General features: G+C 41.1%; 24 protein-coding genes. 22 read left to right on the plus strand and 2 right to left on the minus strand.

Features of this window, described 5'->3' with window-relative positions:
* Positions 1 to 36: 36 nt before the first annotated feature.
* The gene (locus ABID56_RS00560) at positions 37 to 1245 is read right to left on the minus strand and encodes a nucleotidyltransferase (protein ID WP_354218404.1); all 1209 of its coding nucleotides are present in this window, start codon (positions 1243 to 1245) and stop codon (positions 37 to 39) included.
* Positions 1246 to 1438: 193 nt separating this feature from the next.
* Here ABID56_RS00560 and ABID56_RS00565 point away from each other — a divergent pair, with 193 nt between their 5' ends.
* From ABID56_RS00565 to ABID56_RS00580, 4 genes are all read left to right on the plus strand, one after another.
* Positions 1439 to 2002 (plus strand): YceD family protein, encoded by a 564-nt coding sequence (locus tag ABID56_RS00565; RefSeq protein ID WP_354218406.1) that lies wholly within the window; start codon positions 1439 to 1441, stop codon positions 2000 to 2002.
* Between the two features lie 50 nt (positions 2003 to 2052).
* Positions 2053 to 2226: a 50S ribosomal protein L32 gene (gene rpmF, locus ABID56_RS00570; protein ID WP_167259855.1), complete on the plus strand. Its 174-nt coding sequence runs from the start codon at positions 2053 to 2055 to the stop codon at positions 2224 to 2226.
* 282 nt (positions 2227 to 2508) lie between these two features.
* Positions 2509 to 3273 (plus strand): enoyl-CoA hydratase/isomerase family protein, encoded by a 765-nt coding sequence (locus ABID56_RS00575; RefSeq protein ID WP_354218408.1) that lies wholly within the window; start codon positions 2509 to 2511, stop codon positions 3271 to 3273.
* A 70-nt stretch (positions 3274 to 3343) separates the two neighbouring features.
* Positions 3344 to 3790, plus strand: coding sequence for an RsfA family transcriptional regulator (locus ABID56_RS00580; protein WP_354218410.1), 447 nt, complete (start codon positions 3344 to 3346; stop codon positions 3788 to 3790).
* Positions 3791 to 3839: 49 nt separating this feature from the next.
* Here the strand turns inward: ABID56_RS00580 and ABID56_RS00585 are convergent, their stop codons facing one another.
* Entirely contained in the window at positions 3840 to 4316 is a 477-nt protein-coding gene (locus ABID56_RS00585) for an N-acetyltransferase (protein ID WP_354218412.1), read from the minus strand.
* 146 nt (positions 4317 to 4462) lie between these two features.
* On the opposite strand from ABID56_RS00585, the gene ABID56_RS00590 reads away from it, so the two are divergent.
* From ABID56_RS00590 to sigE, 18 genes are all read left to right on the plus strand, one after another.
* Positions 4463 to 5335, plus strand: a complete 873-nt coding sequence (locus ABID56_RS00590) for a ketopantoate reductase family protein (protein WP_354218414.1) — start codon at positions 4463 to 4465, stop codon at positions 5333 to 5335.
* Positions 5335 to 5706 (plus strand): DUF3397 domain-containing protein, encoded by a 372-nt coding sequence (locus tag ABID56_RS00595; protein ID WP_354218416.1) that lies wholly within the window; start codon positions 5335 to 5337, stop codon positions 5704 to 5706. The genes ABID56_RS00590 and ABID56_RS00595 overlap by 1 nt, the downstream gene beginning before the upstream one ends.
* Before the next feature lie 43 nt (positions 5707 to 5749).
* Complete coding sequence (bshC, locus tag ABID56_RS00600; protein ID WP_354218417.1) at positions 5750 to 7375, plus strand: bacillithiol biosynthesis cysteine-adding enzyme BshC; 1626 nt, start codon at positions 5750 to 5752, stop codon at positions 7373 to 7375.
* A 173-nt stretch (positions 7376 to 7548) separates the two neighbouring features.
* Entirely contained in the window at positions 7549 to 7980 is a 432-nt protein-coding gene (gene mraZ / locus ABID56_RS00605) for a division/cell wall cluster transcriptional repressor MraZ (protein ID WP_354218418.1), read from the plus strand.
* 23 nt (positions 7981 to 8003) lie between these two features.
* Complete coding sequence (gene rsmH / locus ABID56_RS00610) at positions 8004 to 8975, plus strand: 16S rRNA (cytosine(1402)-N(4))-methyltransferase RsmH (protein ID WP_354218420.1); 972 nt, start codon at positions 8004 to 8006, stop codon at positions 8973 to 8975.
* 6 nt (positions 8976 to 8981) lie between these two features.
* Positions 8982 to 9359: a cell division protein FtsL gene (gene ftsL / locus ABID56_RS00615; RefSeq protein WP_354218421.1), complete on the plus strand. Its 378-nt coding sequence runs from the start codon at positions 8982 to 8984 to the stop codon at positions 9357 to 9359.
* A gap of 12 nt (positions 9360 to 9371) precedes the next feature.
* A complete protein-coding gene (locus ABID56_RS00620; protein WP_354218423.1) occupies positions 9372 to 11564 on the plus strand; it encodes a penicillin-binding protein in 2193 nt (730 codons plus the stop codon).
* Positions 11565 to 11672: 108 nt separating this feature from the next.
* Entirely contained in the window at positions 11673 to 13616 is a 1944-nt protein-coding gene (locus ABID56_RS00625) for a stage V sporulation protein D (protein WP_354218424.1), read from the plus strand.
* A 65-nt stretch (positions 13617 to 13681) separates the two neighbouring features.
* Positions 13682 to 15160, plus strand: coding sequence for a UDP-N-acetylmuramoyl-L-alanyl-D-glutamate--2,6-diaminopimelate ligase (locus ABID56_RS00630; protein ID WP_354218425.1), 1479 nt, complete (start codon positions 13682 to 13684; stop codon positions 15158 to 15160).
* A 16-nt stretch (positions 15161 to 15176) separates the two neighbouring features.
* On the plus strand, positions 15177 to 16523 hold the full coding sequence (locus ABID56_RS00635) for a UDP-N-acetylmuramoyl-tripeptide--D-alanyl-D-alanine ligase (protein ID WP_354218426.1): 1347 nt from the start codon (positions 15177 to 15179) through the stop codon (positions 16521 to 16523).
* Positions 16524 to 16607: 84 nt separating this feature from the next.
* On the plus strand, positions 16608 to 17567 hold the full coding sequence (mraY, locus tag ABID56_RS00640) for a phospho-N-acetylmuramoyl-pentapeptide-transferase (protein WP_377946543.1): 960 nt from the start codon (positions 16608 to 16610) through the stop codon (positions 17565 to 17567).
* Positions 17564 to 18910 carry a UDP-N-acetylmuramoyl-L-alanine--D-glutamate ligase gene (gene murD / locus ABID56_RS00645; RefSeq protein ID WP_354218429.1) on the plus strand — a complete coding sequence of 449 codons (1347 nt, stop codon included), beginning with the start codon at positions 17564 to 17566 and terminating at the stop codon, positions 18908 to 18910. Before mraY ends, murD begins: the two co-directional genes overlap by 4 nt.
* A 63-nt stretch (positions 18911 to 18973) precedes the next feature.
* Positions 18974 to 20083, plus strand: a complete 1110-nt coding sequence (gene spoVE / locus ABID56_RS00650; RefSeq protein WP_354218431.1) for a stage V sporulation protein E — start codon at positions 18974 to 18976, stop codon at positions 20081 to 20083.
* A gap of 222 nt (positions 20084 to 20305) precedes the next feature.
* Complete coding sequence (locus ABID56_RS00655; RefSeq protein ID WP_354218433.1) at positions 20306 to 21097, plus strand: cell division protein FtsQ/DivIB; 792 nt, start codon at positions 20306 to 20308, stop codon at positions 21095 to 21097.
* A 132-nt stretch (positions 21098 to 21229) separates the two neighbouring features.
* Positions 21230 to 22522: a cell division protein FtsA gene (gene ftsA / locus ABID56_RS00660; RefSeq protein WP_354218434.1), complete on the plus strand. Its 1293-nt coding sequence runs from the start codon at positions 21230 to 21232 to the stop codon at positions 22520 to 22522.
* A gap of 60 nt (positions 22523 to 22582) precedes the next feature.
* Entirely contained in the window at positions 22583 to 23707 is a 1125-nt protein-coding gene (gene ftsZ, locus ABID56_RS00665; protein ID WP_354218436.1) for a cell division protein FtsZ, read from the plus strand.
* Positions 23708 to 23840: 133 nt separating this feature from the next.
* Positions 23841 to 24752 carry a sigma-E processing peptidase SpoIIGA gene (gene spoIIGA / locus ABID56_RS00670; protein ID WP_354218437.1) on the plus strand — a complete coding sequence of 304 codons (912 nt, stop codon included), beginning with the start codon at positions 23841 to 23843 and terminating at the stop codon, positions 24750 to 24752.
* The gene (gene sigE, locus ABID56_RS00675; RefSeq protein ID WP_354218439.1) at positions 24733 to 25473 is read left to right on the plus strand and encodes an RNA polymerase sporulation sigma factor SigE; all 741 of its coding nucleotides are present in this window, start codon (positions 24733 to 24735) and stop codon (positions 25471 to 25473) included. Before spoIIGA ends, sigE begins: the two co-directional genes overlap by 20 nt.
* The last annotated feature ends 45 nt before the right edge of the window (positions 25474 to 25518 follow it).

Consider the following 25518-nt stretch of genomic DNA (forward strand, 5'->3'; position numbering starts at 1 on the left):
TCCGAGCAACTGTGACATGTTGGTCGGACATTTTTGTTAAACAATAATAGGTCCTTTGATTTCTTGTTGTTTTAAAAGTCTGCGTTTGTGCGGTTCGATAGGCAAATAATAAGCATCGGTCGCTCGTTCTTCAATCGCCATCAGGTCGTGATCAGTTTGTTGCATATTTGAAATTAACGGGACCTCAAGTGATTTTTTCTTGGAACGAATCCATTGTTGTCCCGTTTGTGTCATGCCGAGCAGTCGCACATAAGGTGGTGTTGTCAGTTCATCATATGCAGCGACGTCATCTTTCGTCGTGTTGGTTAATAAGTGAACGAACATTCGTTGCAAACGCGTCCATGTATAGCGTTTCGTTTTCAACAACGACATCCATTCTCGAAAACTATCGGCTTGATCAACGGTTTGTTTCAATCGGTACTCCAACCCTTCGATCATGCCGTGAATGTGTTGTAATTGTCTGTGTGAGTGAGTCTGGACGAGTAACTGTAAATATGGAAAATAGTGTTCCCAATCATGCCAAAGCGCTTTGTCTGCATAATGGTGTAATTGACGAACCGTTTCATCAGGTAAGGCGTTTTGTGATGCTTCGGTTAACTGTCCGTATTCAAGTAATTCTTTGCGAATGCTCGTCGCTGAAGCGATTGAATAATTGATGGTTTCATCGTGATAGTGACTTTTAGTCCGTGTGATCGTGTCTGGTTGTATGGATGAATGTAATTCTTTGATCGCTTTCACGTAGCTAAATCCTAAAATGTTATTCGGTTGACCTAAATCAAGTTCCTGGCTTCTGAGACCAATTGCGTCGTACGCTTTCGTGCTTGCTTGTGGGAAGGAATCACCTTCGTTTAAAAATTGCTGCCTGACAGAATGAAACTGTGTTTCGTGTGATTTGAATTGTTCATAATGATTAGAAAAATCGTCAATTCGACCTGACTCACTGCCGAAACAGACGGTGTCAACGCCGATTGCATCTAATGTCGCGATAGCGCCTTTTGCAAATAAATCGGCATACTGGACAGCATAAATAAAAGGTAATTCTAGTACGACATCAACACCGTGATACAGCGCCGCTTTCGTTCGGCTGAATTTATCGATGATGGCTGGCTCGCCGCGTTGTAAAAAAGATCCACTCATCACAGCGACTGTTACATCTGCATCTGTTTGTTCACGCGAAGCTTCCTGATGATAAAGATGCCCATTATGAAATGGATTATATTCAACAATCAAACCACATGCTCTCATGTATCAACACGTCCTTTTTATGAAAAATACTACCTCTATCGTAGAAATAAATGAGTTAAAAAACAAGTGTAGTGTGGTATGATTAGAAGATTACATCATGTATAATGTATGATAAATATAGCTGTTAAGAAAAAATATTGACAAAAGGCGTAATTCCTTTTAAAATAACTCTTGTTGCCTTGAGGTGATGAATATGCAAATCGCGTTACAAAAAATCACGGCACGCACGCCGTACACATTCTCGGAAACGGTTGATGTGAGCGAATTAGAAACATTTGATAATGACATAAGACGAATTGGGTCAGTAGATGTTTCAGTAGAAGCGACACTTAACCAAGACATCTTTACATTTCGTATCAACATCAACGGCGAAATGATCTTACCTTGCGCACGAACATTAGTCGATGTTCCCTATCCATTTACGGTAGAAGCATACGAACAATTTACGCAAGTCGATTATAAAGCCTCGAAAGATGACGAAATCTTTTTAGTTGACCGAGAAGTGCTTGACTTAACGCCTTATATCAAGGAAAATATTTTATTGGAAGTTCCCATTCGCGTTTTTAGTGAAGACACTAAAATCGAGGATGTTGTTGATGAGGAATCTGGATTTACCGTTCTAGGTGAAGATGAATACTTAGAGCAAGAAGCGATGCAACAAGAAAAATTCGAACAAGAAAAACAATCAGAGCAACAATCAAAAGTAGATCCACGACTCTCATCATTAAAACAATATTTTGAAGATGATAATGAGTGAATTGATTAATCCTCGAACGGATGGATTGACGAACTAAGGAGGTGTAGAACATGGCAGTACCTAAGCGCAAAACATCTAGTAAAGTGAAACGCCAACGTCGTACGCACAAAAAACTACATTTACCAGGTATGGTAGAATGCCAAAACTGTGGTGAATATGCGAAACCTCACCACGTTTGTGCAGAATGTGGTCATTACAACGGAAAAGAAGTTGTTGAGAAGTAATTCAACACTTGTTTTTTGAAGGTGTCTCTTAAATGAGGCATCTTTTTTATTATCAAGGCTTTGTTAAAGTCCGTTGTTGATATTGTGATCCGCTTACGGTGGACGCTTTCCGACGACCCGGACGGTCTAGTGTCGACGTTGGTCACAGGACGTGACCGAACTTAGTCGACCTGGAGTCGCCACCTTCGCTTCTCACAATTCAACAACTCAGTGCTACATCATTCAAAATAAACATTGAACTTTAACAGAACCATTATCGAAAATGATAGGGGGAGTTGAGAAGTGGGAGAGTGGATCAATGTTAAACGACATGATGACATTCATACGACCATTGTCACGTTAAATCGTCCGGCGAAACGGAATGCGTTGTCATTTGATATGATACGAGAATTATCCGACGTCGTTCATGGTCTTCATCAAGATCACGACACAAAACTAGTTATCTTCACAGGTGCGGGTGTAGCATTTTGTGCTGGTGGTGATTTGAGTGATTTTCATGGCGATTTAAATCAAGGAGATGCATTAGAATTGCTGACCCCAATGAAAGACGTATTGTGGCAAATCACAACGTTACCGATGACGACGATAGCGTGGATGAATGGATTAGCACGCGGTGGTGGTATGGAATTAGCGACAGCTTGTGATTTCCGTTTTGCTAATGAAGCGGGGCATTATGGGTTTACTCAAGGTCAATTAGGCATCTCGACTGGATGGGGTGGTGGAACGCTCTTGTATGAACGCATCTCCCACCAAGAGGCGTATTATTGGTTAGTGATGGCGGATGTGCGTTCGGCACCCGAACTAAAGGACATTCGATATGTACAGGCGACTTTCACAGATGGTGACCATATATTGGATCATGAGTTAATTAAACCGTTCGTTGCTCGCGATGTTGAACAGCTGCTGCATTGGAAGCAACAATGGTTGGATGCCCGCGATTTAACTAGATTAAAAGAAAGAATGGACCAAGAAGTCGAAGCGTGTAGTCATTTGTGGGTTAGTGAGGCTCATCGTCAAGCCGTTGCACAATTTTTTAATCGAAAATAAAATGACGAGTCTATCTAGTCTTTTACTAGCATATCTTGATTATAAAGTTGCTAGTTAAGGAGGAATAGATGTGACGACGAGGCAAGACGCTTGGACGAAAGACGAAGATCTGTTGTTGGCTGAGACGGTAATTCGCTATATACGTGAAGGTAGAACACAGATGAAAGCGTTTGAACGTGTCGGCAAACAATTAAATCGAACTGCTCAAGCTTGTGGTTTTCGGTGGAATGCGAATTTACGTAGGCAATATGAACAAGCGATTCACTTGGCAAAACAAGACCGTAAACAGTTAGGGCGTCAATCACAGCATACACTTGTCAAAGACAGCCCAAAACAAGAGGTAGAGCGGTTTGATGAACTAATTGCTCAACTCGAGCGATTGAAAGCTGAATGTGGTGAGTTAGACCAAGAAACGTCAGATATTCAGGAATTAAAGCAACAGTTAAAATCGTATCAACTGTGTATGACACAAATCTATGATTTAACGAAACCTTTCGTTGAGTCGAGTGAAAAGTAAGATAAAAGCACCTCGTATCTCTCTATAGGGACACGAGGTGCTTTTGTCTTTAGTCTTCTGATTTTTCTTGGACGCCTTCAGGTAACCAAATGAATGGGTTTTCGCCAAAATCGCGTTCCATTTCGTAAGTCGCTGGTTGGAAGCCTTGTTTTTCCCAGAACCCGTGTGAATTAATGCGTGCATTTGTTTTAATAGGTAAGTTGAAACTTTTTGCAAAATCCACTAGCTGTTTGCCGAAACCGCGATTACGAAAGCTATTGAGCACTTCTAATTTCCATAGTTGTAAATAGTCTTGTTTCGGTTCGAAGTAATAATCGTATTTTGCGTCTGCGCGGTATAAACTCATGCGAGCGACGAGTTCATCGCCATAATAAATGCCATAAAACGGTGATTCGCTATTGTTTTCGACCATGTTATTTTCGAGGTCTTCTAACATTGATAATTCTTGAATACCGTATGCTTTAAACTTTTTGAATTCTTCTAACGTTCTAAAATTTATTAATAAACGTTCTACTTTCGTTGGCATGAATCGAACCTCCTTACGTTTTTCTGTCACTTATTATAATACAACAAGTTAGCGATGAAAACGATAGTTGCGCAAAAGTCATCCCTATACGTGAATTTTTTTGATAAAATAGAGAGAAATAAAAATTTTAAAAGACGGGTGAGTTGATGTCGGTAGGAGTTGTTGGTATTGGTGCCGTTGGTTTGTTTGTGTCATATCAATTAATGAGCATGGGCAATTCTGTCACGAGTTATGTCCGCCGTGTTAGTCAAAAGCAACGAATTGAAAAAGATGGTATTTCATTGACTGGAGAGTCAACGTTATATCCGGAAGTCAATATGATTGATGAACTAGGTGAACATGATTTGTTAATCATTTGTACGAAACAAACGCATTTAAACGATGTCATTCATAGGATTCAGGAGGATTTATCTCGATTTAACCAGTTACTGTTTTTACAAAACGGGCTCGGTCATATTGAATTATTAGACGCTTTAGATCATCCCGGTGTTGTTGTCGGTGTCTGTGAGCATGGTTTAACAAAACAGTCCGATATAGAAGTCACTCATACAGGTATGGGATTAATCCGTGTTTCTGCTTTAAATAATTCGGATTTAACATCTGTAACATCCCTTCATTCTGATGCATTTCCTGTTCAAATGGAAACATCATTAGATCAGACTTTGCACGAAAAATTGGTCATCAACAGCGTGATCAATCCGTTAACCGCATTATTTGATGTGACGAATGGCTCTATATTGACGTCTGATGCGTTACTGTCATTGGCACATCGTCTGACAGTAGAAGCGTCTGACGTGTTACAATTATCGCCTGATTATATGTGGCAGCGAGTTCTACAAGTATGTGAATTGACTGCCGCTAACACTTCATCCATGCGATCAGACATTAAACAAGGGCGTTTAACTGAAATCGATTATATGAACGGTTATCTTCTTAAGATCAGTCGAGATCAATGCCCAACACACGATGTCATTTTTCAAATGATCAAAGCGAAAGAAGCTTTAAGTGGGGTGTCGTAGTGGAATTTATAGCAACCATTGTCGCAATCTTAGCGACCGTCCCGTTTGTGACGTTTTTTATGTTATTTATCATTGAAAAAAAGCGGACGAAAACGGCGACGGTCTCGACAAAACGAGCTGCTGATGTGACGACGGCGTTATTGTTAATCGCTGTCTATGCGCTGATTGAATACATATTTGATGTGTCATTATTTTGGGAAACGGTCATTATATATATGGTGTTACTAGCGATCGTCTTAACCGTTCAATGGCGAAAAGAAGAAGAAATCACATTTTTGCGAGCGGTTCGTTTTGTTTGGCGGTTAAGTTTTGTTATGTTATCAGTAGCTTATCTTTTGTTAGTAATCATAGCTATTATGTTACAATTTTGACTTATATCACGTAATCGATGCGTAATTAAAGGAAGGTATAAAGATGGATGTTCAATCAATTAAACTACAGCAATCCAAACTTATGGAAGATTATCGCGACCGACAAGAGTCGATATATCAACATTTTTATTATGACCCATTTCAGATCAGTAATTTTAAACGACGTTTTGACTATGTTACGGAACAATCGTATCGTCGTGAGGAACTCGTAAAGCTATTAAAAGAGCAAAATAACCAGTGGGGGATGACTGAACAAGTTGAATCGCATATTGATGAACTACTTAACCCACAATCGACAGTCGTTATAGCCGGTCAACAAACTGGGCTTTTGTCAGGACCGCTTTACACGATTCATAAAATTGTGTCTGTCATTATTCAAGCGAAAGAACAGCGTGACTATTTACAACAACCCGTCGTGCCAGTCTTTTGGATGGCAGGTGAGGACCATGACTTTTTAGAAATTGACCATGTTCATACGTTAGCAGATGACGGGTTACATAAGACGCGAATTCAAGATCCGACATCGTTCAATGTTAAAAAGCCGATTTCTAAACGAGAGTTACCAGCGGATACGCATGATTTCGTTCAACGTGTCTTTGCGAGCTTTCACGAAACGGAACATACGAAAGCTGTTTATGATACGGTGATTCAGTCACTAGAAGGTAGTAAGACGTACGTGGACTTTTTTGCCTGTTTGATTCAACACTTGTTTAAACAAGAAGGGTTAGTCCTCGTTGATGCAGCGGATGATGCGTTAAGACGATTTGAACAGGACTATTTTTTACAAATTGTCGATCATCAATTTGATATTGCGAGTTCAGTCGTTAAACGTTTGCAAATGTTGTCGAATGACGGGTATCATGTCGCGCTAGATGCGACTACGTCTGACGCCCATTTATTTTATCATCACAATGAAGAGCGCCACTTGTTAGAAGTTGACGAATCAGGTTATTTTGTCACGAAAGATGGTGAGATTTGTTTTTCGAAAGAAGAATTGAAAGATAAAATTGTCGAAGCGCCAGAACAATTTAGTAACAATGTCGTTTCGCGACCATTAATGCAAGAATGTGTGTTTCCGGTGTTATCCTTCATAGGTGGTCCGGGGGAGATTGCGTATTGGGCAGCGCTAAAAGATGCGTTTCGCGTCATGGATTTACAATTGCCGATTGTAACCCCTCGTTTATCGATCACATTGATGCAACGTAATCATCAATCATTATTAACGGATTATCAAATCGATAGTGAAAACCTTCTGAATCAAGGTACCTACCACTATAAAATGGATTGGCTGAAGCGACAAACACGAGCTCCGATTGAAGAAACGGTGAATGAAGTCGAAAAACAACTTGAACAGGCACATCAGCCGTTACAATCATTGGCAGACTCAATAAGCCCTGATTTATTTGATTTAACGACGACAAATTTAGACCAAATGAAAGATCATTTGCGTTTTGTCGAAAATCGGTTAATCCAAGCAGTTAAACAGCAAAATCAAACGAGTGTCGATCATTTTGACACATTGGATACATTTTACCGACCGGCTAATGGACTGCAAGAACGGATGTGGAATGTCGTTTATTGGTTAAACGAGTATGGGCTAAGCTTACCCCACCAATTAACAGATCTTCCCGCACGTTGGGAACAAGATCACCAATTGGTTCGGTTATAACCACTTAGTTACCACGGTCTACCACTTAGCTACCACAAACCTAAATGCCTAATATATCAAGGATTATACACGTATAGTCTAGGACTATACGTGTATTTTTTGTTTTATTTTCCAAAAAAGGTGGTGCGAAGTGGAGCGATGTGGTAAACTGATTTAAAAGGTGGGCGAAGTCTATGTTCATGGGAGAATACCAACACAATATAGACACCAAAGGACGCATTATTGTCCCTGCCAAGTTCCGTGAAGGGCTTGGACAAACGTTTGTGGTCACGCGTGGGCTAGACAAGTGTTTATTTGCGTACCCTATGGACGAGTGGAAGCAGTTAGAGGAGAAATTAAAACAACTTCCTTTAACGAAAAAAGACGCCCGCGCATTCACACGCTTTTTCTTTTCAGGCGCTGTCGAATGTGAAATTGATAAACAAGGACGCATTAATGTCCCAGCTCCGCTCAGATCGTATGCTGATTTAAGCAAAGAATGCACGATTATCGGTGTATCAAACCGTGTCGAACTATGGGCGAAAGAAGCTTGGGATGAATATGTAGAGGACTCAGAAGATTCCTTTAGCGAAATCGCTGAGAACTTATTAGATTTTGATATTTAAGTGTATGAAATGAGGTTACGTCAATGTTTGAGCATTATAGCGTATTGAATGACGAAACGATTAAAGGGTTGAATATTCATGCAGACGGTAAATATGTTGATTGCACATTAGGCGGTGCCGGTCATGCGCAACGAATTTGTGACCAACTTAATGAAAGCGGTCGTTTAGTCGCCTTTGATCAAGACGAAACAGCGCTAGACTATGCTCAATCACTATTACAAGGTTATGACGCACAAATTGATTTTATGAACCGTAATTTTGTCACGTTAGCTGAGTCATTAGATGAGTTAGGTTTAGAGGAAGTTGATGGTATTTTATTTGATTTAGGGGTGTCATCTCCACAGCTTGACGAAGGTGAGCGGGGCTTTAGCTTTCACCAAGATGCACCATTAGATATGCGAATGAATCAATCGAATGAGCTAAGTGCTTATCATGTCGTCAATGATTGGACATATGAACGCTTAGTGAGTATCTTTTTCAAATACGGAGAAGAAAAATTTTCGAAACAAATCGCTCGTCAAATTGAAAAGAAACGCGAACAAGCCCCTATTGAAACAACACTCGAGCTCGTGGATATTATAAAAGAGGCCATACCAGCCGCAGCAAGACGTAAAGGTGGACATCCAGCTAAGCGTATTTTCCAAGCAATCCGAATTGCTGTGAATGATGAATTGAACGTATTTCAAGACGCACTTCATCAAGCAGCAAGGAAATTAGCTGTCGGAGGCCGGTTAGCCGTTATTACGTTTCATTCATTAGAAGACCGAATTTGTAAACAATCGATGAAAAAATGGAGTTCAGAATTACCGATTCCAAAAGATATTCCTTTGTTACCTGAACAAGTTCAACCGCCATTTGAGATGGTGACACGCAAGCCGATCGTGGCATCAGACGAAGAGTTAAGTGAAAATCGTAGGTCACGCTCAGCCAAATTGCGGATTGTCGAAAAAGTAACGGAGTGGGATGAACAATACGCGCTTGACGAAAGGAGATAATGGACTATGGCTCTTGAAGAAGTGAAATCGTATCATGTTCAACAACCAGTACAACCGAAAAGACAAGAAGAACAACACGTCCCGAAACAACCACCAGTTAAAAAACCGTGGTTTACGAAAGGGGAAAAGGTACTTTACACGTTAGGTGTGATCATTATGGCTGTTTTAGCGATTGTTGTCGTTAACTTTTCATCATCAGTAGACACACTTAATCGTGACGTGCAACAATTGAATAATCAATTAACAGACGTTAAAACGCAAAATGATTCGCTTAGAGCTGACGTACAAGAGCTTAGTAATCCAAATCGTATATTGACGATTGCGGAAGAAAATGGTCTCAATATCCGCCATGCTGAAGTGAAACAAGCGTCTAGTACGCCTTAAGGTGTGATCTTCATGAGACAAAAACGACACGCTATTACGCTGATGGTCGTCGTTTTCGTATTTTCTGCTTTATTTTTAACTATACTCGGTCGTTTTTTATACATACAAGCAACGGGCGAAGTGTATAATGTCGATTTAGAGGAATATGCTGAAAATATGCGCGAAACGGAGACGACGTTACCAGCTGAACGTGGTCTCATCTATGATCGATCAGGGATGGTTTTAGCTGATAATCAACCTGTCTATAATATGTATGCGATTCTTGATGAGGTTTATACGGGTGAATCAGAAACACCACTTCACGTCGTCGATGTCGAACGAACTGCACGGCAATTAGCAACAGTGATTGATATGAGTGAAGAAGATTTACGCTCACATTTACAAGATGCAGTCGATAACGATCGATTCCAAATTGCTTTTGGTTCAGCAGGTAGAGGATTGTCAGAGGATACGTACCAAGAGATACAAGAACTTGACTTATCAGGTATTTACTTTAATGAAACGAAAGATCGTTATTACCCGAACGGTTTATACGCCTCACACGTCATTGGCTACACGGCGTTTGATGGAGAAGATGGTTCTAAACAGGTGACCGGAATGTACGGTGTTGAAAGGCAATTAAATGATCAATTATCGGGTCAAGATGGCTACGTTAATTATCAACAAGATGCTTTCGGTGATCCGCTCCGCAATCAAGAAGAAGTAGTGCAAGCACCAGATGATGGTGATCATGTTCATTTAACGATTGATCAAAAGATTCAATCATTTTTGGAAGATGCGATGACGACGGTCGAAAATGAATATGACCCAGAACGTATTATGGCAGGCGTCATGGACCCTGACACGGGTGAAGTTCTAGCGATGTCAAATCGTCCAACATTTAATCCAAACTCACGTGAGAATATCGAGAATTGGTATAATGATATGATTTCAACCCCTTTTGAACCTGGGTCGACGATGAAAATATTCACTGTAGCTGCTGCCATGGAAGCAGGTGTTTATAACGGTCAATCAACGTATGAATCAGGTGAATTCAAGATAAGTGAACATGGACGTTCAATTAACGACCACGATGTGGACGGTTGGGGCACGATTTCATTTAACGAAGGGGTGCTTCGTTCATCTAACGTGGCGATGGCTGAACTCGTGTGGAATTATTTAGAGCCAGATCGGTTTTTAGAATATTTAAAAGCGTTTCACTTTGATCGGAAAACCGGTATTGATTTGAACGGTGAACGAATTGGTGAAATTTCTTACGGTGGCCCATGGGAACAAATCACAACGGGTTATGGTCAAGGGTCGACTTTTACACCGATGCAAATTATGAAGGCCGCGACAACACTTGCCAATGGTGGTGAAATGGTTAAACCTTACGTTGTGTCCCATTTAACTGATTCAGAGACAGGTGAAACGTATCAAAAATCTGAACGTGAAGTTGTTGGGCAACCGATTAGCGCTGATACTGTAGATGAGTTAAAAGATTTACTCGGGCGTGTCGTAACTGATGAGGAAGGAACGGCTAACAGTTTCCAATTAGACGGTTTCACGTCGCTCGGTAAAACAGGAACAGCCTCCATTCCTGATCCAGAAACAGGCCTATATATGCGTGGTGGAGGCAATTACGTCTTTTCCTACATCGGTTTGGCACCGAAAGATGACCCAGAACTCATGATGTATGTGGCGGTAAAACAGCCTGATGTTGAATATCGTTACCAAGGGAGCGAAACAACGACCTATATCTATAATACAGTTATGGAAAATAGCCTGCATTATTTAGATGTATCACCTGATCGGAATGATACGAATTCAACATCGACTCAGTCTCTGCCTGATGTCACTGGACAACAAGTTAATGAGGCTGTAAGCCAATTAGAAGAACAAGGCATGTCCGTACAAGTCGTCGGTGCTGGTGATACCATCAATGCGATGTGGCCTGCAAGTGGTAGTGACGTTGTAAGTGGTCAACGTGTGTTATTGCAAACAAATGGTGAGCTAACGATGCCTGATTTAACAGGATGGACATTACGCGATGTTCTAGCATTAGCTCGCTTGAACGACCTTGATTTAGACTACATGGGAACAGGTTTAGTACAACAACAAAGTATTAAGCCAAATGCAACATTTGATAAAGGCCAAACATTAGTTGTTGAGCTAACACAATCAGACGATGATGAAACAGAAGAAGATGTTGAAGATACAGAATAAATTGATATGACCTTAACATTAAGTTAGGGTCATTTTTTTGTTGGTTCGTATAAAACTAAAACGTCATTCATAGTCATAATACAAGCTTAACGTAAAAGGAGTATGACTATGAGACGTGTTTCTGTGACAACCGTACGCAAACGAACGGTGTTATTGTTAGGATTATGCGCCATCTATTTTTTAATCATGATTGGCAAATTAGCTTACGTGCAACTCATTTCGAGCCCTGACATTGTGGCAAAAGCAGAAGACTTATGGAGTCGGGATATTCCATTTCAACCCGTCCGCGGTCAAATACTGGATCGTGACGGTGAAGTCCTTGTCGACAATCAAATGGCGCCCAGCTTATTAGTCGTTCCAAGACAGATCGAAAACACAGACCGAGTGGTGCAATCACTAAAGGACATAATTGATATTGATGAAGCAAAACTACGTGATCATATCACGAAAGATGATGTATCTGTTGAAGCCATTCACCCTGAGGGCAGACAACTATCAGATGAACAAGCTGATCAAATTCGTGCACTCAATGAGCCGGGGTTATATTTAGCGGAAGATTCTATAAGACATTATCCAAATGGTGACGATTTAGCTCATGTCCTCGGATTTACAGGGATCGATAATCAAGGTTTAATGGGGTTAGAGGCACGTTACGATGACGTGCTTAGTGGTGAGGCAGGTGCGTTATCCTTCTTTTCAGATGCTAAAGGGAGACGGTTAGAAGATCGTTCCAATCGGTACACACCACCTGAAGATGGGGATCATTTAGCGCTTACGATCGATGAAGATGTTCAAGCGATTATTGAACGTGAACTCGATCAAGCTGTCGCAGAATATAATCCAGATGGGGCAATGGCTGTTGTGATGGACCCTGACAATGGCGAAGTATTGGCAATGGCGAGCCGACCTAATTTTCACCCAAATGATTATCAAGCTGTGGAGCCAAGCGTTTACAATCGTAATTTGCCCGTATTTAGTACATATGAACCCGGTTCGACGTTTAAAATCGTCACGTTAGCGGCAGCCCTGGAAGAAGACGTTGTTGATTTAGAAGATGATCATTATCATGACAAAGGTCATACGATGGTTGGCGGTGCGAGACTTCGCTGTTGGCAAAGCGGTGGCCATGGTGACCAATCTTATTTAGAAGTCGTACAAAATTCGTGTAACCCTGGCTTTGTAAATTTAGGGCAAAAGTTAGGGGAAGACCGTCTATTCACCTACATTGATACATTCGGTTTTGGGAAACAAACAGGGATTGATTTAGCTGGTGAAAGTACGGGAATCATGTTTGATGAAAGTCAAATTGGTCCGGTTGAATTAGCGACGACATCATTTGGTCAAGGGGTATCAGTTACGCCGATTCAGCAATTAACAGCTGTATCCGCGGCGATTAATGGTGGTTACCTCTATGAACCATATGTTGCCAAAGGAATCGTTGACGCTCAATCAGGTGAGATGATCGACTCGCGTGAAGAGAAGCTCAAAAAGCGTGTCATTTCAGAGGAGACGTCTGAAAAGGTGCGAGACGCCTTAGAACACGTCGTTGCGAAAGGGACAGGACGCGGAGCTTATGTCGATGGTTATCGTGTCGGAGGTAAAACAGGAACGGCGCAAAAAGTTGGTCCTAATGGTCAGTATTTGGATAACAATCACATTGTCTCGTTTATCGGTTTCGCCCCTGCTGATGATCCAGAAGTTCTCGTTTATATTGCGGTTGATAATCCAAAAGATGTCATTCAGTTTGGAGGAGTTGTTGCCAGCCCTATAGCGGGCCGAGTGATTGAAGATACGCTACACGTTTTAGATGTACCAAAACGTGAGGACGGGTTGGCGAAAGACTTCCAGTGGCCTGAACAACCGACTGTGACAGTACCGGACCTAGTAGGTGAATCGACCGATGATTTAACACAATATTTAACGCAATTATCGATTGATACAGAAGGTGAAGGAAATACAGTCATATCTCAATCACCGAAACCTGGAGCAGTGGTCGAATCACACGCGACGATTCGTGTATTTTTAGGAAACATAGAAAAAGGTGAAAATTGAGTACCTCGTCTTAGACAGAATTTGTTATAATAGTTAGGGTAAACTGTATTAAAGGTAGTGATGAGATGAAGTTATACGATTTAGTGTCATCGACTCAAACACTTCATGCACTTGAACGTGATGTGCTGGGTGACATTGATATACATTCAATTGATATGGATTCTAGACAAGTTGAACGGGGATCTTTGTTTGTCTGTTTAAAAGGTTTAACCGTTGATGGACATGATTACGTACAAAGTGCTGTTCAGCAAGGGGCTCGCGCTGTAATTGCTGAGAAACCAGTCGATGTTGACGTTCCCGTTGTTTTAGTCCCGAGCACGACGCATGCGCTCGCTGATTTAGCGAATGCGTTTTATGGTTACCCAAGTCAGGCAATGAACGTCGTTGGCGTGACAGGGACGAATGGTAAAACGACATTGACGTATTTACTCGATGCTATTTTTTCTGAGGCGAATCAGAAGACAGCTGTGATTGGCACGATTGATATGAAGATTGGTGATACACGTTATCCAGTTAACAATACGACACCTGATGCGCTTTTCTTACATAAAAATTTACACTTAATGCGTGAAGCAGACGTTGATACGGTCATTATGGAAGTGTCCTCACATGCCTTAAAACAAGGGCGTGTGCTCGGTATTGACTTTGATGATGCGGTGTATACGAATTTGTCCCAAGACCATTTAGATTATCACCCGCATATGGATGATTATGCTTATGCGAAGTCACTCTTATTCGCGCAACTCGGTCAGTCAACTGGACACCAAACGAAATCGGCCGTGATTAATATTGATGACGATTATCATGAGGTCATGATGCAAGCAACTGGGCAATCCATCGTCTCTTATAGTTTGGAGAAACCAGCTGTTATTCATGTCGATGATTATTCATTATCACCGAATGGGTTATCGTTTGATGTGAACACACCAGCTGGTATTATCCCGATTACGACGAAGTTATCAGGGAAATTTAACATTTACAACATTTTAGCAGCTATCGGTGTTGCTTATCGCCATCATATTGATCTGAACGTCATAAAACGTGCGATCGAACATTTAGAAGGTGTGCCAGGTCGCTTTGAACTAGTTGATGCGGATCAACCATTCACCGTTGTTGTCGATTATGCCCACACACCCGATTCGTTGATGAATGTGTTGCAAACAATTGACGAATTGAAACAAGGGCGTGTCATCACTGTTGTCGGTTGCGGTGGCGATCGCGATCGTTCCAAACGACCGAAGATGGCTGATGCGGCTATGACGTATAGCGATGAAGTCGTCTTCACCTCGGATAATCCGAGAACAGAGGACCCGCATGCGATTTTAGCGGATATGACTAATCATTTAACGGAGACGGATCGATTTGATGTGATTGAAAGTAGACGTGAGGCGATTCAAACAGCCATTGACAACGCACAAGACCGTGATATGATTTTAATTGCTGGAAAAGGCCATGAAACGTATCAAGACGTCAATGGTGCACGGTATCACTTCGATGATCGTGAAGTGGCTCGTGAGTTAATTCAAGCACGGTTGAATAATTAAAAGGGGTATGACGGTAATGATATTTGATTTAACATTTGTATCTCACTTATTTCCAACGCATCAAGGTATGGACCAAGATGGTGCAATAGTTGACCGTGTTTATACGGATAGTCGCGAAACCGTGACGAACGGATTATTCGTGCCAATAATCGGCGATCGATTTAATGGGCACGATTTTATTTTGCAAGTCGTTGAACAAGGGGCGGTTGCGGCACTTTGGCAAAACGATCAACCTGTACCTGACGATGTACCGAATGATTTTCCACTCTTTTTCGTCGATGATACCTTGCATGCTTTACAACAACTAGCACAAGCTTATCGTGACGATATCGACCCGACAGTTATTGGGATTACAGGTTCAAATGGCAAAACAACGACCAAAGAATTGATCGGCACAAGTTTAAGTCAGTTTTTCCGTGTGACTAAAACAGAGGGCAATTTAAATAATTTGATTGGGATGCCTCTGTCGATTTTAACGATGCCGCGTGATACAGACGTGCTCGTATTAGAAATGGGTATGAATCAATTCGGTGAAATTGAACGGTTATCAACGATTGCGAAACCGGACATTGCTGTGATTACAAATATCGGTGAATCCCATATTGAGTATTTAGGTAGTCGAGAAGGGATTGCGAAGGCAAAGTCAGAAATCGTCGCGGGTATGCCTGATGACGGCTTTTTAATCATTGACGGCGATGAGCCACTTCTCGATAGCCAACTTGTGCGACAAATGATTCGTTGTGGATTTGAATCAGGTTTAGATTATGTCGTGTCTAACGTTGTGCAACACGATATGAACACAACATTTCGGGTGAATGGGTCTGACGTATCGATCCCTCTTCTAGGTCGTCACCAAGCGAAAAACAGTGCTTATGCGATCGCGGCGGCGGATATATTAAAGGTTCCGCAACGCGATATGATTCAGACGTTAGCTGATTTAACGTTACCGAGTATGCGATTTGAACACATACAATCTTCATCAGGTGCTGTCTTAATAAATGATGCATACAACGCATCTGCTACATCGATGAAAGCATCTATTGATGTCGTGAAACAAATGGCGTATTCTAATAAAGTACTTGTACTTGGCGATATTTTTGAATTAGGTGAACACCGTGTCACGGAACATCAAAAAGTAGGGACTGTTATCGACCAGTCGATTTCAGCGCTTATTACGATTGGTGATGCCAGTCAACATATACATGAAGGATTAACTGCTTCGTTTTCAGGGAAAGCACATCATGTTCAAACAATAGATGAAGCGAAAGGAATTCTTGAGCCGTGGTTACAGCCTGATACCGTTATGTTATTCAAAGCATCTCGTGGTATGACGCTTGAGACATTAATTGACGCACTGGACTAACCCACTCAATCAATCACGATTACATATTAGCAGAGGAAAAAAGAAAGGAAGTTTGACGTGTCACAATCGATTATTTTACTTACAATGGCTGTCGCTTTTTTATTGACAGTCTTGGCATCACCTGTCTTTATTCCGTTTTTACGTCGGTTGAAATTCGGCCAAAGCATACGTGAAGAAGGACCACAATCACACCAAGTTAAATCAGGGACACCGACGATGGGTGGCCTCATGATTATCTTTGCTACAGCGTTAACAACGATTGCGATGACATGGTTTGATGCTACAGCACTAGTGACACCTGAGATGACGATAGTTTTGTTTGTGTTACTTGGGTATGGCTTAATTGGTTTTTTAGATGATTTTATTATTATAAAAAAACAACGCAATCTCGGTTTAACCTCAAAACAAAAGATGTTTGGACAAATTGTCATTGCTGTCGTTGTTTATGTCATTTTACACAATAGTGGCTTTTCAACAGCAGTTGCGATTCCGGGGACGGAGTTATCTTTAGATTTCGGATGGTTTTACAGTGTGCTTATTTTATTAATGCTTGTTGGCACGTCTAACGCCGTTAATTTAACAGATGGCCTTGACGGTCTCGTGGCAGGGACGGCTTCCATTGCTTTTGCTGCATTCGGAATCATTGGTTGGGCGTATGATTTACCGGGAGAAATTATTATTTTCATCTTCGCAATGGTCGGAGCCTTACTTGGTTTCCTCGTATTTAACAGTCATCCTGCGAAAGTGTTCATGGGTGATACCGGTTCACTTGCGGTCGGCGCTTCGTTAGCCATTGTTGCGATTCTGTTGAAACTAGAATTATTACTCATCCTAATCGGCGGTGTCTTTGTCGTTGAAACGCTATCTGTTATGATTCAAGTCGTGGTTTACAAAATGACAGGTAAACGTGTCTTTAAAATGAGTCCGCTTCACCATCATTATGAATTAGTTGGATGGTCTGAATGGCGTGTCGTGGCAACGTTTTGGTCAGTCGGATTTATTTGTGCCGCATTTGGTGTCTATATCGAGGTGTTCATGACGTGAAAACATTAACGAATTTTCCTTATCAACATGTGCTTGTTTTAGGCCTTGCTAAAAGTGGCCAAGCTGCGGCTCAATTACTACATGATAGTGATGTGTCATTTGTAATCAATGATAATAAGGCATTTGAAGAGAACGAAACAGCTCAACACTTTCATAACTTAGGCGTTGAAACGGTCACAGGTGGACACCCACTCTCGGTACTTGATGGGGTTGACCTAGTCGTGAAAAATCCAGGCATACCGCATCATCACGTTATTATAGCTGAAGCGGAATTGCGTGGGATACCTGTCGTGACAGAAGTAGAGTTAGCTTATTTATTAATTGACGGTCCACTTGTCGCGATCACGGGAACAAATGGTAAAACGACAACGACGACATTGATTCACCAGTTACTAGATGAAGCGGGACTGAATCCTTTGCTTGCTGGCAATATCGGTGAGGTCGCCTCAAATGTGGTTCGCCAACAAACATCAGGGCAGCCTGTCGTGATGGAGCTATCGTCATTTCAGTTAAAAGCGATCCATCAATTTAAACCAGATATCGCGGTCCTCTTAAATATTACAGAAGCTCATCTGGATTACCATCAAACTCGTGCTGATTACGTCCGTTCAAAATTGCGGATGTTAGAGCGCCAAACGGATGACGATGTTGTCGTTTATAATTCAGACGACGACACGATTGTCTCTCATTTGGACAAAGCTAAAGCGCAACAAGTCGGGTTTTCAGTAAAGCGTCGCTTGGACCATGGTGTGTCGAACGATGGTCAACACTTATTTGTTGAAGGGGACTCGCTAATGGCTAGAGAAGACGTCGCGATACCGGGGGATCATAATTTAGAAAACGTATTAGCGGCCGTTGCTGTTGTTCGTCAATTTGGTGTGTCTTTCGATGTCATTAGACGTGTATTAACGACGTTTGTAGGGGTTAAACATCGTCTGCAATTTGTGAAAAATGTTAGTGATCGCTTGTTTTATAACGACTCAAAAGCAACCAATATTTTAGCAACGAGTAAAGCAATTCAATCGTTTACACGTCCTGTTATTTTAATTGCTGGCGGTTTAGATCGCGGCGTTGAATTTGATTCATTGATCGATCAGTTTACAAATGTTAAACATTGTGTCGCATTTGGTGAGTCTGCTGACAAAATTGTCGAGGCGGCTCAGCGTCATCAATTTGATGCGGTCACAACATATGAGAATCTTCAGGAGGCAACTGAAGCAGCCTATCAGTACAGTGAACCTGGTGATGTCGTTTTGCTTTCGCCCGCATGTGCTAGTTGGGATCAATTCGACTCCTTTGAAGATCGTGGTCATATATTTATTGATGTCATGCATAAGCTCTAATGAGGGGCTTGTCTACGATAGCAAAGCCCCAACTTCACCGAATGAAGTTAGGGGTGTTTTTTTGTGTCAAAAGAGCGATCATCAATCGATATGATTTTATTAACGGCTATACTGATGTTGTTGGTAATTGGGCTTGTCATGGTTTATAGTGCGTCATCGGTTTGGTCAGACTATAAATTCGATGATGCTTTTTATTATGTAAAACGGCAAGGGCTTTTTGCATTATTAGGTTTAATCGGTATTGTAGTCATGATGCGAATGCCATATGTTAGATGGTTGAATTGGTCTGTCTATTTATATGGTATTTGTTTACTATTACTGATCATCGTTCTTATCCCAGGTATAGGGATGGTCCGTGGTGGTGCGCAAAGTTGGATAGGGATTGGTGCTTTTAGTGTGCAACCGAGTGAATTTATGAAAGTCGGTATGATTTTGTTGTTTGCTGCCCTGTTACCGAAACTGCAAGACCGTATTCATTTATTCTTTAATGGATTTTTGCCTAGTTTGCTTATGTTAGGTGTCCCATTTGCTTTAATGATGTTACAGCCAGATTTAGGGACTGGCGTCGTGTTTGTTGGGACAGGTATGGTGTTATTGTTTATAGCAGGAGCTAGTATTAAGCATTTTATGTTACTGGGTGGTGTCGGCATAGCCGGTTTTATCGGACTAATTGTATCGGCTCCTTACCGGATGAGTCGGATTACGGCGTTTTTAAACCCATGGGAAGACCCTCTAGGTGATGGCTTTCAAATTATTCAATCGTTGTATGCGATTGGTCCTGGTGGTTTATTAGGGTTAGGCTTTGGCCAAAGTATGCAGAAGTATTTTTATTTACCAGAACCGCAGACGGATTTTATATTTGCGATCATGGCGGAAGAGTTAGGATTAATTGGTGGGGCATTTATCATTGGGTTGTTTTTCATCGTTGTTTGGCGGGGAACTGTGATAGCCTTAAACGTGGAAGATTTATCCGCATCATTGCTGGCTTTTGGAATTACAGCGATGCTTGCGATACAAGTGATGATAAACATTAGTGTCGTGATCGGTTTGATCCCGGTGACAGGTATTACATTACCTCTTCTAAGCTATGGCGGTTCATCGCTCACCATTACGTTAATGTCACTTGGCATATTGTTAAATATTAGTCAGTATGCGACAATTAAAACATCATAACATGCGCAAACGAAAAGCTCGCTTATATGCGGGCTTGTTTTTGTATAGGTCAATTTATAAAATCAAAGCTTAGAAAATCGTCCATTTTCTTGAATTTAGCCCAAAATACCTTATTATTACGGACGTTATGTATGGTATAATAAGATGGTAGATTGATAAGCTTAAATGACTGTCACAATAATTATATTCAACGTGATATGTCAATAAGGGGTCACATGAACGATGGCAGAAGATAAAGAAAAAATTGTTTCCTTAGAAGATCGCTTGCCACAACTGAAACAAGCACGTAAAAAACGCGCGAATCGGCGTTTTTATATGGTATTAGCATTAATTTTATTCTTAATATTACTCATCGTTTATTTGCAGTCACCTTTAAGTCATATTCGTTCGATTGATGTTGAAGGTAATCATGTGATCGATGAAACAGAAATCATCGAATTATCTAACCTGAATGTAGACCAATCATTTTGGCAAATGAAGCCAGGTGTTGTTTCAGAAGATATTGAAACACATCCTGAAATCGAACAAGTCACTGTGAATCGGAACTGGTACAATCAAGTTGTTATTCACGTTGAGGAACTTGACCGTGTCGCATATCAGCAGTCAGACGGTCAGTTTAATCCGATTTTGCAAAATGGGGATCGTTTACAACGTGTTCAATTAGATAAGCCACGTGAAGATGCGCCCCTTTTACACGATTTTGAAGGGGATCAGCGTGTATCTATCGCTCAAGAACTAGCTGATATGAAACCATCCGTATCACGATTGATTTCCGAAGTGTATTATGAGCCGAATGATCAAGACGCAGAACGAATTCGATTGTTTACGATTGATGGTCAAGAGATAGTTGCAACCATTGACCAGTTCGCAGACAAGATGACAGCCTATCCATCGATAGCTACCCAGATTAAAGAGGAGTCGATGGACGGCATATTGCATTTAGATGTCGGTGCTTATTTCGTCCCATATGATGCGTCAGAGGACGAAGCAGTGGATCTTGAGAATGAATCGTAATTTTTTGTAGAAATTTGTAGTCTTATGAAGGGTTTTTGACCTTATAAGTTGAATTATTATACAGTAGAACGATGATGAACGAATAACAACTAAATCATGATAGATAGTGAAGCGGTTACTGGAGGTGCAATCATGAACCGAAGTGAAATATTAGTAAGTTTAGATATCGGAACGTCAAAAGTGAAAGTCATTATTGGAGAAGTGTCCAACGATACGATTAATGTGATTGGTGTCGGGACGGCTGATTCAACAGGCATGAAAAAAGGGGCCATTGTCGATATTGATCAAACGGTGCACGCGATTCAAAGTGCAGTTGACCAAGCGGAGCGAATGGTTGATATGACTATTCAACGGGTCGTCGTATCCATTAATGGTGATCATATTCAATTACAAGATTGCCACGGCGTTGTTGCTGTATCGAGTGAAACGCGTGAAATTGAACAGGAAGATGTTGCCCGGGTGATCGAGGCGTCGCAAGTGATGCAAATTCCACCTGAACGAGAAATTGTTGATGTGATTCCACGCCAATTTATTGTTGATGGACAGGATGAAATTTATGATCCGCGTGGTATGATCGGTGTTCGTTTAGAAATGCAAGGGACGTTAATCACGTGCGGTAAAACGAATTTACATAACATTTTAAAGTGTGTTGAGCGGGCTGGTTTGGAGGTTGAAGATATTTGTCTCCAACCACTTGCTGCAGGAGAAGTCGCACTGTCTCAAGACGAAAAATCATTAGGTGTCGGCCTTGTGAACGTAGGTGCTGGCAGTACGACGGTATCATTCTTCTCAGACGGCCATTTAATCAATACGTCCGTTATCCCGCTAGGTGGTGATAATGTGACGAAAGACATTTCAATCGTACTTAAGACGACGACGGAAGAAGCCGAAAACATTAAATTAAACCATGGTCATGCTCATCTTGATACAGCATCAGAGGACCATACAATTGAGGTCACCAAAATTGGTAGTGACGAAACGGATTCAGTGAGTCAAGTTGATGTTGCGGAAATTATTGAAGCAAGACTAGATGAGATTTTTCAATTTGTATTACAAGAATTTCGTCGCATGGGTTACCCAGACTTACCAGGAGGGTATGTCTTATCGGGTGGCTTAATGCAAATGCCTGGTGTTACTCAATTGGCGCGTGAGACTTTCCGGATGAATGTCCGCTTGTCAGTGCCAAAACATATCGGGGTTCGCGAACCTCAATTTACAGTTGGCTTAGGTACCTTGCAATTCGCCTATCGAAATGCGAAAATACAAGGTAAAGAGTTTAGTAGTGGCATTAAGTCGCAACAAACTGGACCTGAACCAAAAGCAAAACAACAACCAAAACAAGAACAACCGAAACGCAGAGAGAAAAATGAATCAACTGATAAAGAAGGATTCATGAAGAAACTACAAAATTACTTCTTTGATTAATCGTGCGTTTCCTTCAAAGATAGTATTAGCTGGAATAATGATAGTAGGAGGAACGGAGACATGTTAGATTTTGAAGCAAATATGGAACAACTAGCAACGATTAAAGTCATCGGTGTTGGTGGCGGTGGTTCTAATGCTGTCAATCGAATGATTGAACACGGTGTACAAAATGTTGAGTTTATTGCGGTCAATACAGATGCGCAAGCGTTAAATCTATCAAAGGCCGATACGAAGCTACAAATCGGTGAAAAATTAACACGAGGTTTAGGTGCTGGCGCTAACCCAGAAGTCGGTAAAAAGGCTGCAGAAGAAAGCAAAGATATTTTAGAAGAAGCACTTCAAGGTGCAGATATGGTCTTTGTGACAGCTGGAATGGGCGGTGGCACAGGAACAGGTGCGGCACCAGTTATCGCACAAGTAGCTAAAGAAGTGGGTGCTTTAACGGTCGGCGTTGTGACACGTCCGTTTATGTTTGAAGGGCGCAAACGTTCAACGCATGCGACTTCAGGAGTCGATACGTTAAAAGAAAGTGTTGATACTTTAATTGTCATTCCGAACGATCGTTTATTAGAATTAGTCGATAAAAACACGCCGATGCTTGAGGCATTCCGTGAGGCGGATAATGTGTTGCGACAAGGTGTGCAAGGCATCTCTGATTTAATTGCTGTCCCTGGCCTTATTAACGTTGACTTTGCCGACGTTAAAACGATTATGTCCGATAAAGGGTCAGCACTTATGGGAATCGGCATTGCGACAGGTGAAAGTCGTGCATCAGAAGCGGCGAAAAAAGCTATTTCGTCACCATTACTTGAAACATCGATTGATGGGGCTCATGGTGTGTTAATGAACATTTCTGGTGGTCAGAACTTAAGTTTGTTTGAAGTACAAGAAGCAGCCGAAATTGTCACATCAGCAGCCGATCAAGATGTGAACGTCATCTTTGGCTCTGTCATTAATGAGACGTTAAAAGAAGAAATCGTGGTAACAGTCATTGCAACTGGATTTGATGAAAATAATGATCAACAAGTACAACAAGCAAGACCAGCACAAACAAATCCAAACCCAGCACCAAATGACCAGCAACCACGTCGCGAGCGTCCGCAGCCGCAACAAAAACCAGCTTACGAGGAAGATACGTTAGATATTCCAACATTCTTACGTAATCGTAATCGTGATCAATCGTAATAAACGTAATCAGACAAAACTTTGCAAAATAAGTGAGCTAAGAAGCCGAGAAACTGACATGTTTCTTCGGCTTCTTTTTTTATACTCTGACTACAGAGTCAAGCTTGATTCGTTTTGAGATAAGGATGATTAGGTGACCATATACGTCGATTTAATTTGGCTTTTAAATCTATTTTTCGATTGGATGGTATTGTTATTAGTTTGTTGGGCGACTAAAAGCGTACACAATATTAAACGAATGGCTTTAGGTGCCGTCGTTGCCTCACTGATTATCCCAATCCATTTGTCATTTGAATATGATTGGCTGATGTCACCAATAACAAAACTAATCTATTCATGTTTTATTGTGTTAGCTGCCTTTGGGTTTAAAGGGGCTAAACGATTTTGGCTTCACATGACCGCCTTTTATTTTATTAATTTTGCTATTGGTGGAGCGATGATGGCGGTGCAATTTTTTGTGATAGGACCTGACGAATGGCTACAGTCTTCGGTGAGTCCTTATGGTGATTGGTTGAGCTGGGGTGTTGTTGCTATTTTGTTTCCAATAGCTTTTATGCTAACGAAAGGACAATTGCAACGTTTAACTGTGAATCGTATGCATGACGAATTGTATTATGAGGTGACGGTCACAGCGATGGGACAATCTGTATCCATGACAGGACTTTTAGATACAGGTAATCAATTAACCCATCCGATCACGAAACGACCAGTCATATTGCTCGATGAGTCGATGTTTGAACAATGGTTTGACCGCGATGTGATAACTCGTTTGAAAGAGTCGTCATTTGAAGAAGCTGACACGATTCCCGAAACGATTCAATGGATTCCATTTCGTCAAGCTGGGGGTGACCACCGTTTATTGCCTGTTTTATTAGTCGATGACGTCACGATTACAACAGAATCTGAGGCGATTAAAACACCTAAAGTTTTTGTTGGCCTACATACAGGCAGCCTATCACATCAAGATGATGCTCAATGCTTACTTCATCCTCATTTATTTCAGTCGAAACAGATGCGTATTAACCATGTTAAGGAGGTATCATAGCATGTATCATATTTGGTTATGGCTTCAAAGGAAGTTGTTAAAGTTATGGATGACGGTTACACGTCAGCGTGAAGAAATTTATTACATTGGAGGTCACGAAGCGCTACCACCCCCGTTGTCAAAAGATGAAGAACGTCACGTATTAGAGCGTATGATGGATGGTGATCAAGCAGCGAAATCGGTTCTTATTGAGCACAATTTACGGCTCGTTGTGTATATTGCGAAAAAATTTGAGAATACAGGCATTCATATTGAAGATTTAATTAGTATTGGGTCTATTGGTTTAATTAAAGCAGTGAACACGTTTAACCCCGAGAAAAAAATTAAACTAGCAACGTATGCGTCACGCTGTATCGAAAACGAAATTTTAATGTATTTGCGTCGGAATAATAAACGAAAAACAGAAGTATCCTTTGATGAACCATTAAATGTCGATTGGGACGGGAATGAATTGTTATTATCAGATGTTTTAGGAACGGATGATGATTTAATTACGAAAGATATCGAACATTCCGTTGATAAAACGTTATTAACATCGGCGTTAGAGTCATTAAATGGTCGGGAGAAACAAATTATGGAAATGCGTTTTGGGTTAAGTGGTCATGATGAACAAACACAAAAAGACGTAGCCGACCAGCTCGGCATTTCCCAGTCTTATATTTCACGACTAGAGAAAAAAATTATTAAGCGTCTAAAGCGTGAATTTAACAAGATGGTTTAACATATTCCACGTTTAATTCTCTACGAACAACCGCATAAATTTTTC

Origin of the sequence: Alkalibacillus flavidus (genome assembly GCF_040545925.1) — a bacterium.
Classification (GTDB): Bacteria; Bacillota; Bacilli; order Bacillales; family Alkalibacillaceae; genus Alkalibacillus; species Alkalibacillus flavidus.

Excerpts from the sequence above, each read along its gene's own strand:
- bshC (WP_354218417.1), top strand. The coding sequence starts at position 5,750 with ATGGATGTTCAATCAATTAAACTACAGCAATCCAAACTTATGGAAGAT.
- rsmH (WP_354218420.1), top strand. The coding sequence starts at position 8,004 with ATGTTTGAGCATTATAGCGTATTGAATGACGAAACGATTAAAGGGTTG.
- mraY (WP_377946543.1), top strand. The coding sequence starts at position 16,608 with ATGGCTGTCGCTTTTTTATTGACAGTCTTGGCATCACCTGTCTTTATT.
- ABID56_RS00655 (WP_354218433.1), top strand. The coding sequence starts at position 20,306 with ATGGCAGAAGATAAAGAAAAAATTGTTTCCTTAGAAGATCGCTTGCCA.
- ftsL (WP_354218421.1), top strand. The coding sequence starts at position 8,982 with ATGGCTCTTGAAGAAGTGAAATCGTATCATGTTCAACAACCAGTACAA.
- ABID56_RS00560 (WP_354218404.1), bottom strand. The coding sequence starts at position 1,245 with ATGAGAGCATGTGGTTTGATTGTTGAATATAATCCATTTCATAATGGG.
- ABID56_RS00635 (WP_354218426.1), top strand. The coding sequence starts at position 15,177 with ATGATATTTGATTTAACATTTGTATCTCACTTATTTCCAACGCATCAA.
- ftsZ (WP_354218436.1), top strand. The coding sequence starts at position 22,583 with ATGTTAGATTTTGAAGCAAATATGGAACAACTAGCAACGATTAAAGTC.
- ABID56_RS00585 (WP_354218412.1), bottom strand. The coding sequence starts at position 4,316 with ATGCCAACGAAAGTAGAACGTTTATTAATAAATTTTAGAACGTTAGAA.
- ABID56_RS00620 (WP_354218423.1), top strand. The coding sequence starts at position 9,372 with ATGAGACAAAAACGACACGCTATTACGCTGATGGTCGTCGTTTTCGTA.
- ftsA (WP_354218434.1), top strand. The coding sequence starts at position 21,230 with ATGAACCGAAGTGAAATATTAGTAAGTTTAGATATCGGAACGTCAAAA.
- ABID56_RS00625 (WP_354218424.1), top strand. The coding sequence starts at position 11,673 with ATGAGACGTGTTTCTGTGACAACCGTACGCAAACGAACGGTGTTATTG.
- ABID56_RS00630 (WP_354218425.1), top strand. The coding sequence starts at position 13,682 with ATGAAGTTATACGATTTAGTGTCATCGACTCAAACACTTCATGCACTT.
- sigE (WP_354218439.1), top strand. The coding sequence starts at position 24,733 with ATGTTAAGGAGGTATCATAGCATGTATCATATTTGGTTATGGCTTCAA.
- mraZ (WP_354218418.1), top strand. The coding sequence starts at position 7,549 with ATGTTCATGGGAGAATACCAACACAATATAGACACCAAAGGACGCATT.
- rpmF (WP_167259855.1), top strand. The coding sequence starts at position 2,053 with ATGGCAGTACCTAAGCGCAAAACATCTAGTAAAGTGAAACGCCAACGT.
- ABID56_RS00590 (WP_354218414.1), top strand. The coding sequence starts at position 4,463 with ATGTCGGTAGGAGTTGTTGGTATTGGTGCCGTTGGTTTGTTTGTGTCA.
- ABID56_RS00565 (WP_354218406.1), top strand. The coding sequence starts at position 1,439 with ATGCAAATCGCGTTACAAAAAATCACGGCACGCACGCCGTACACATTC.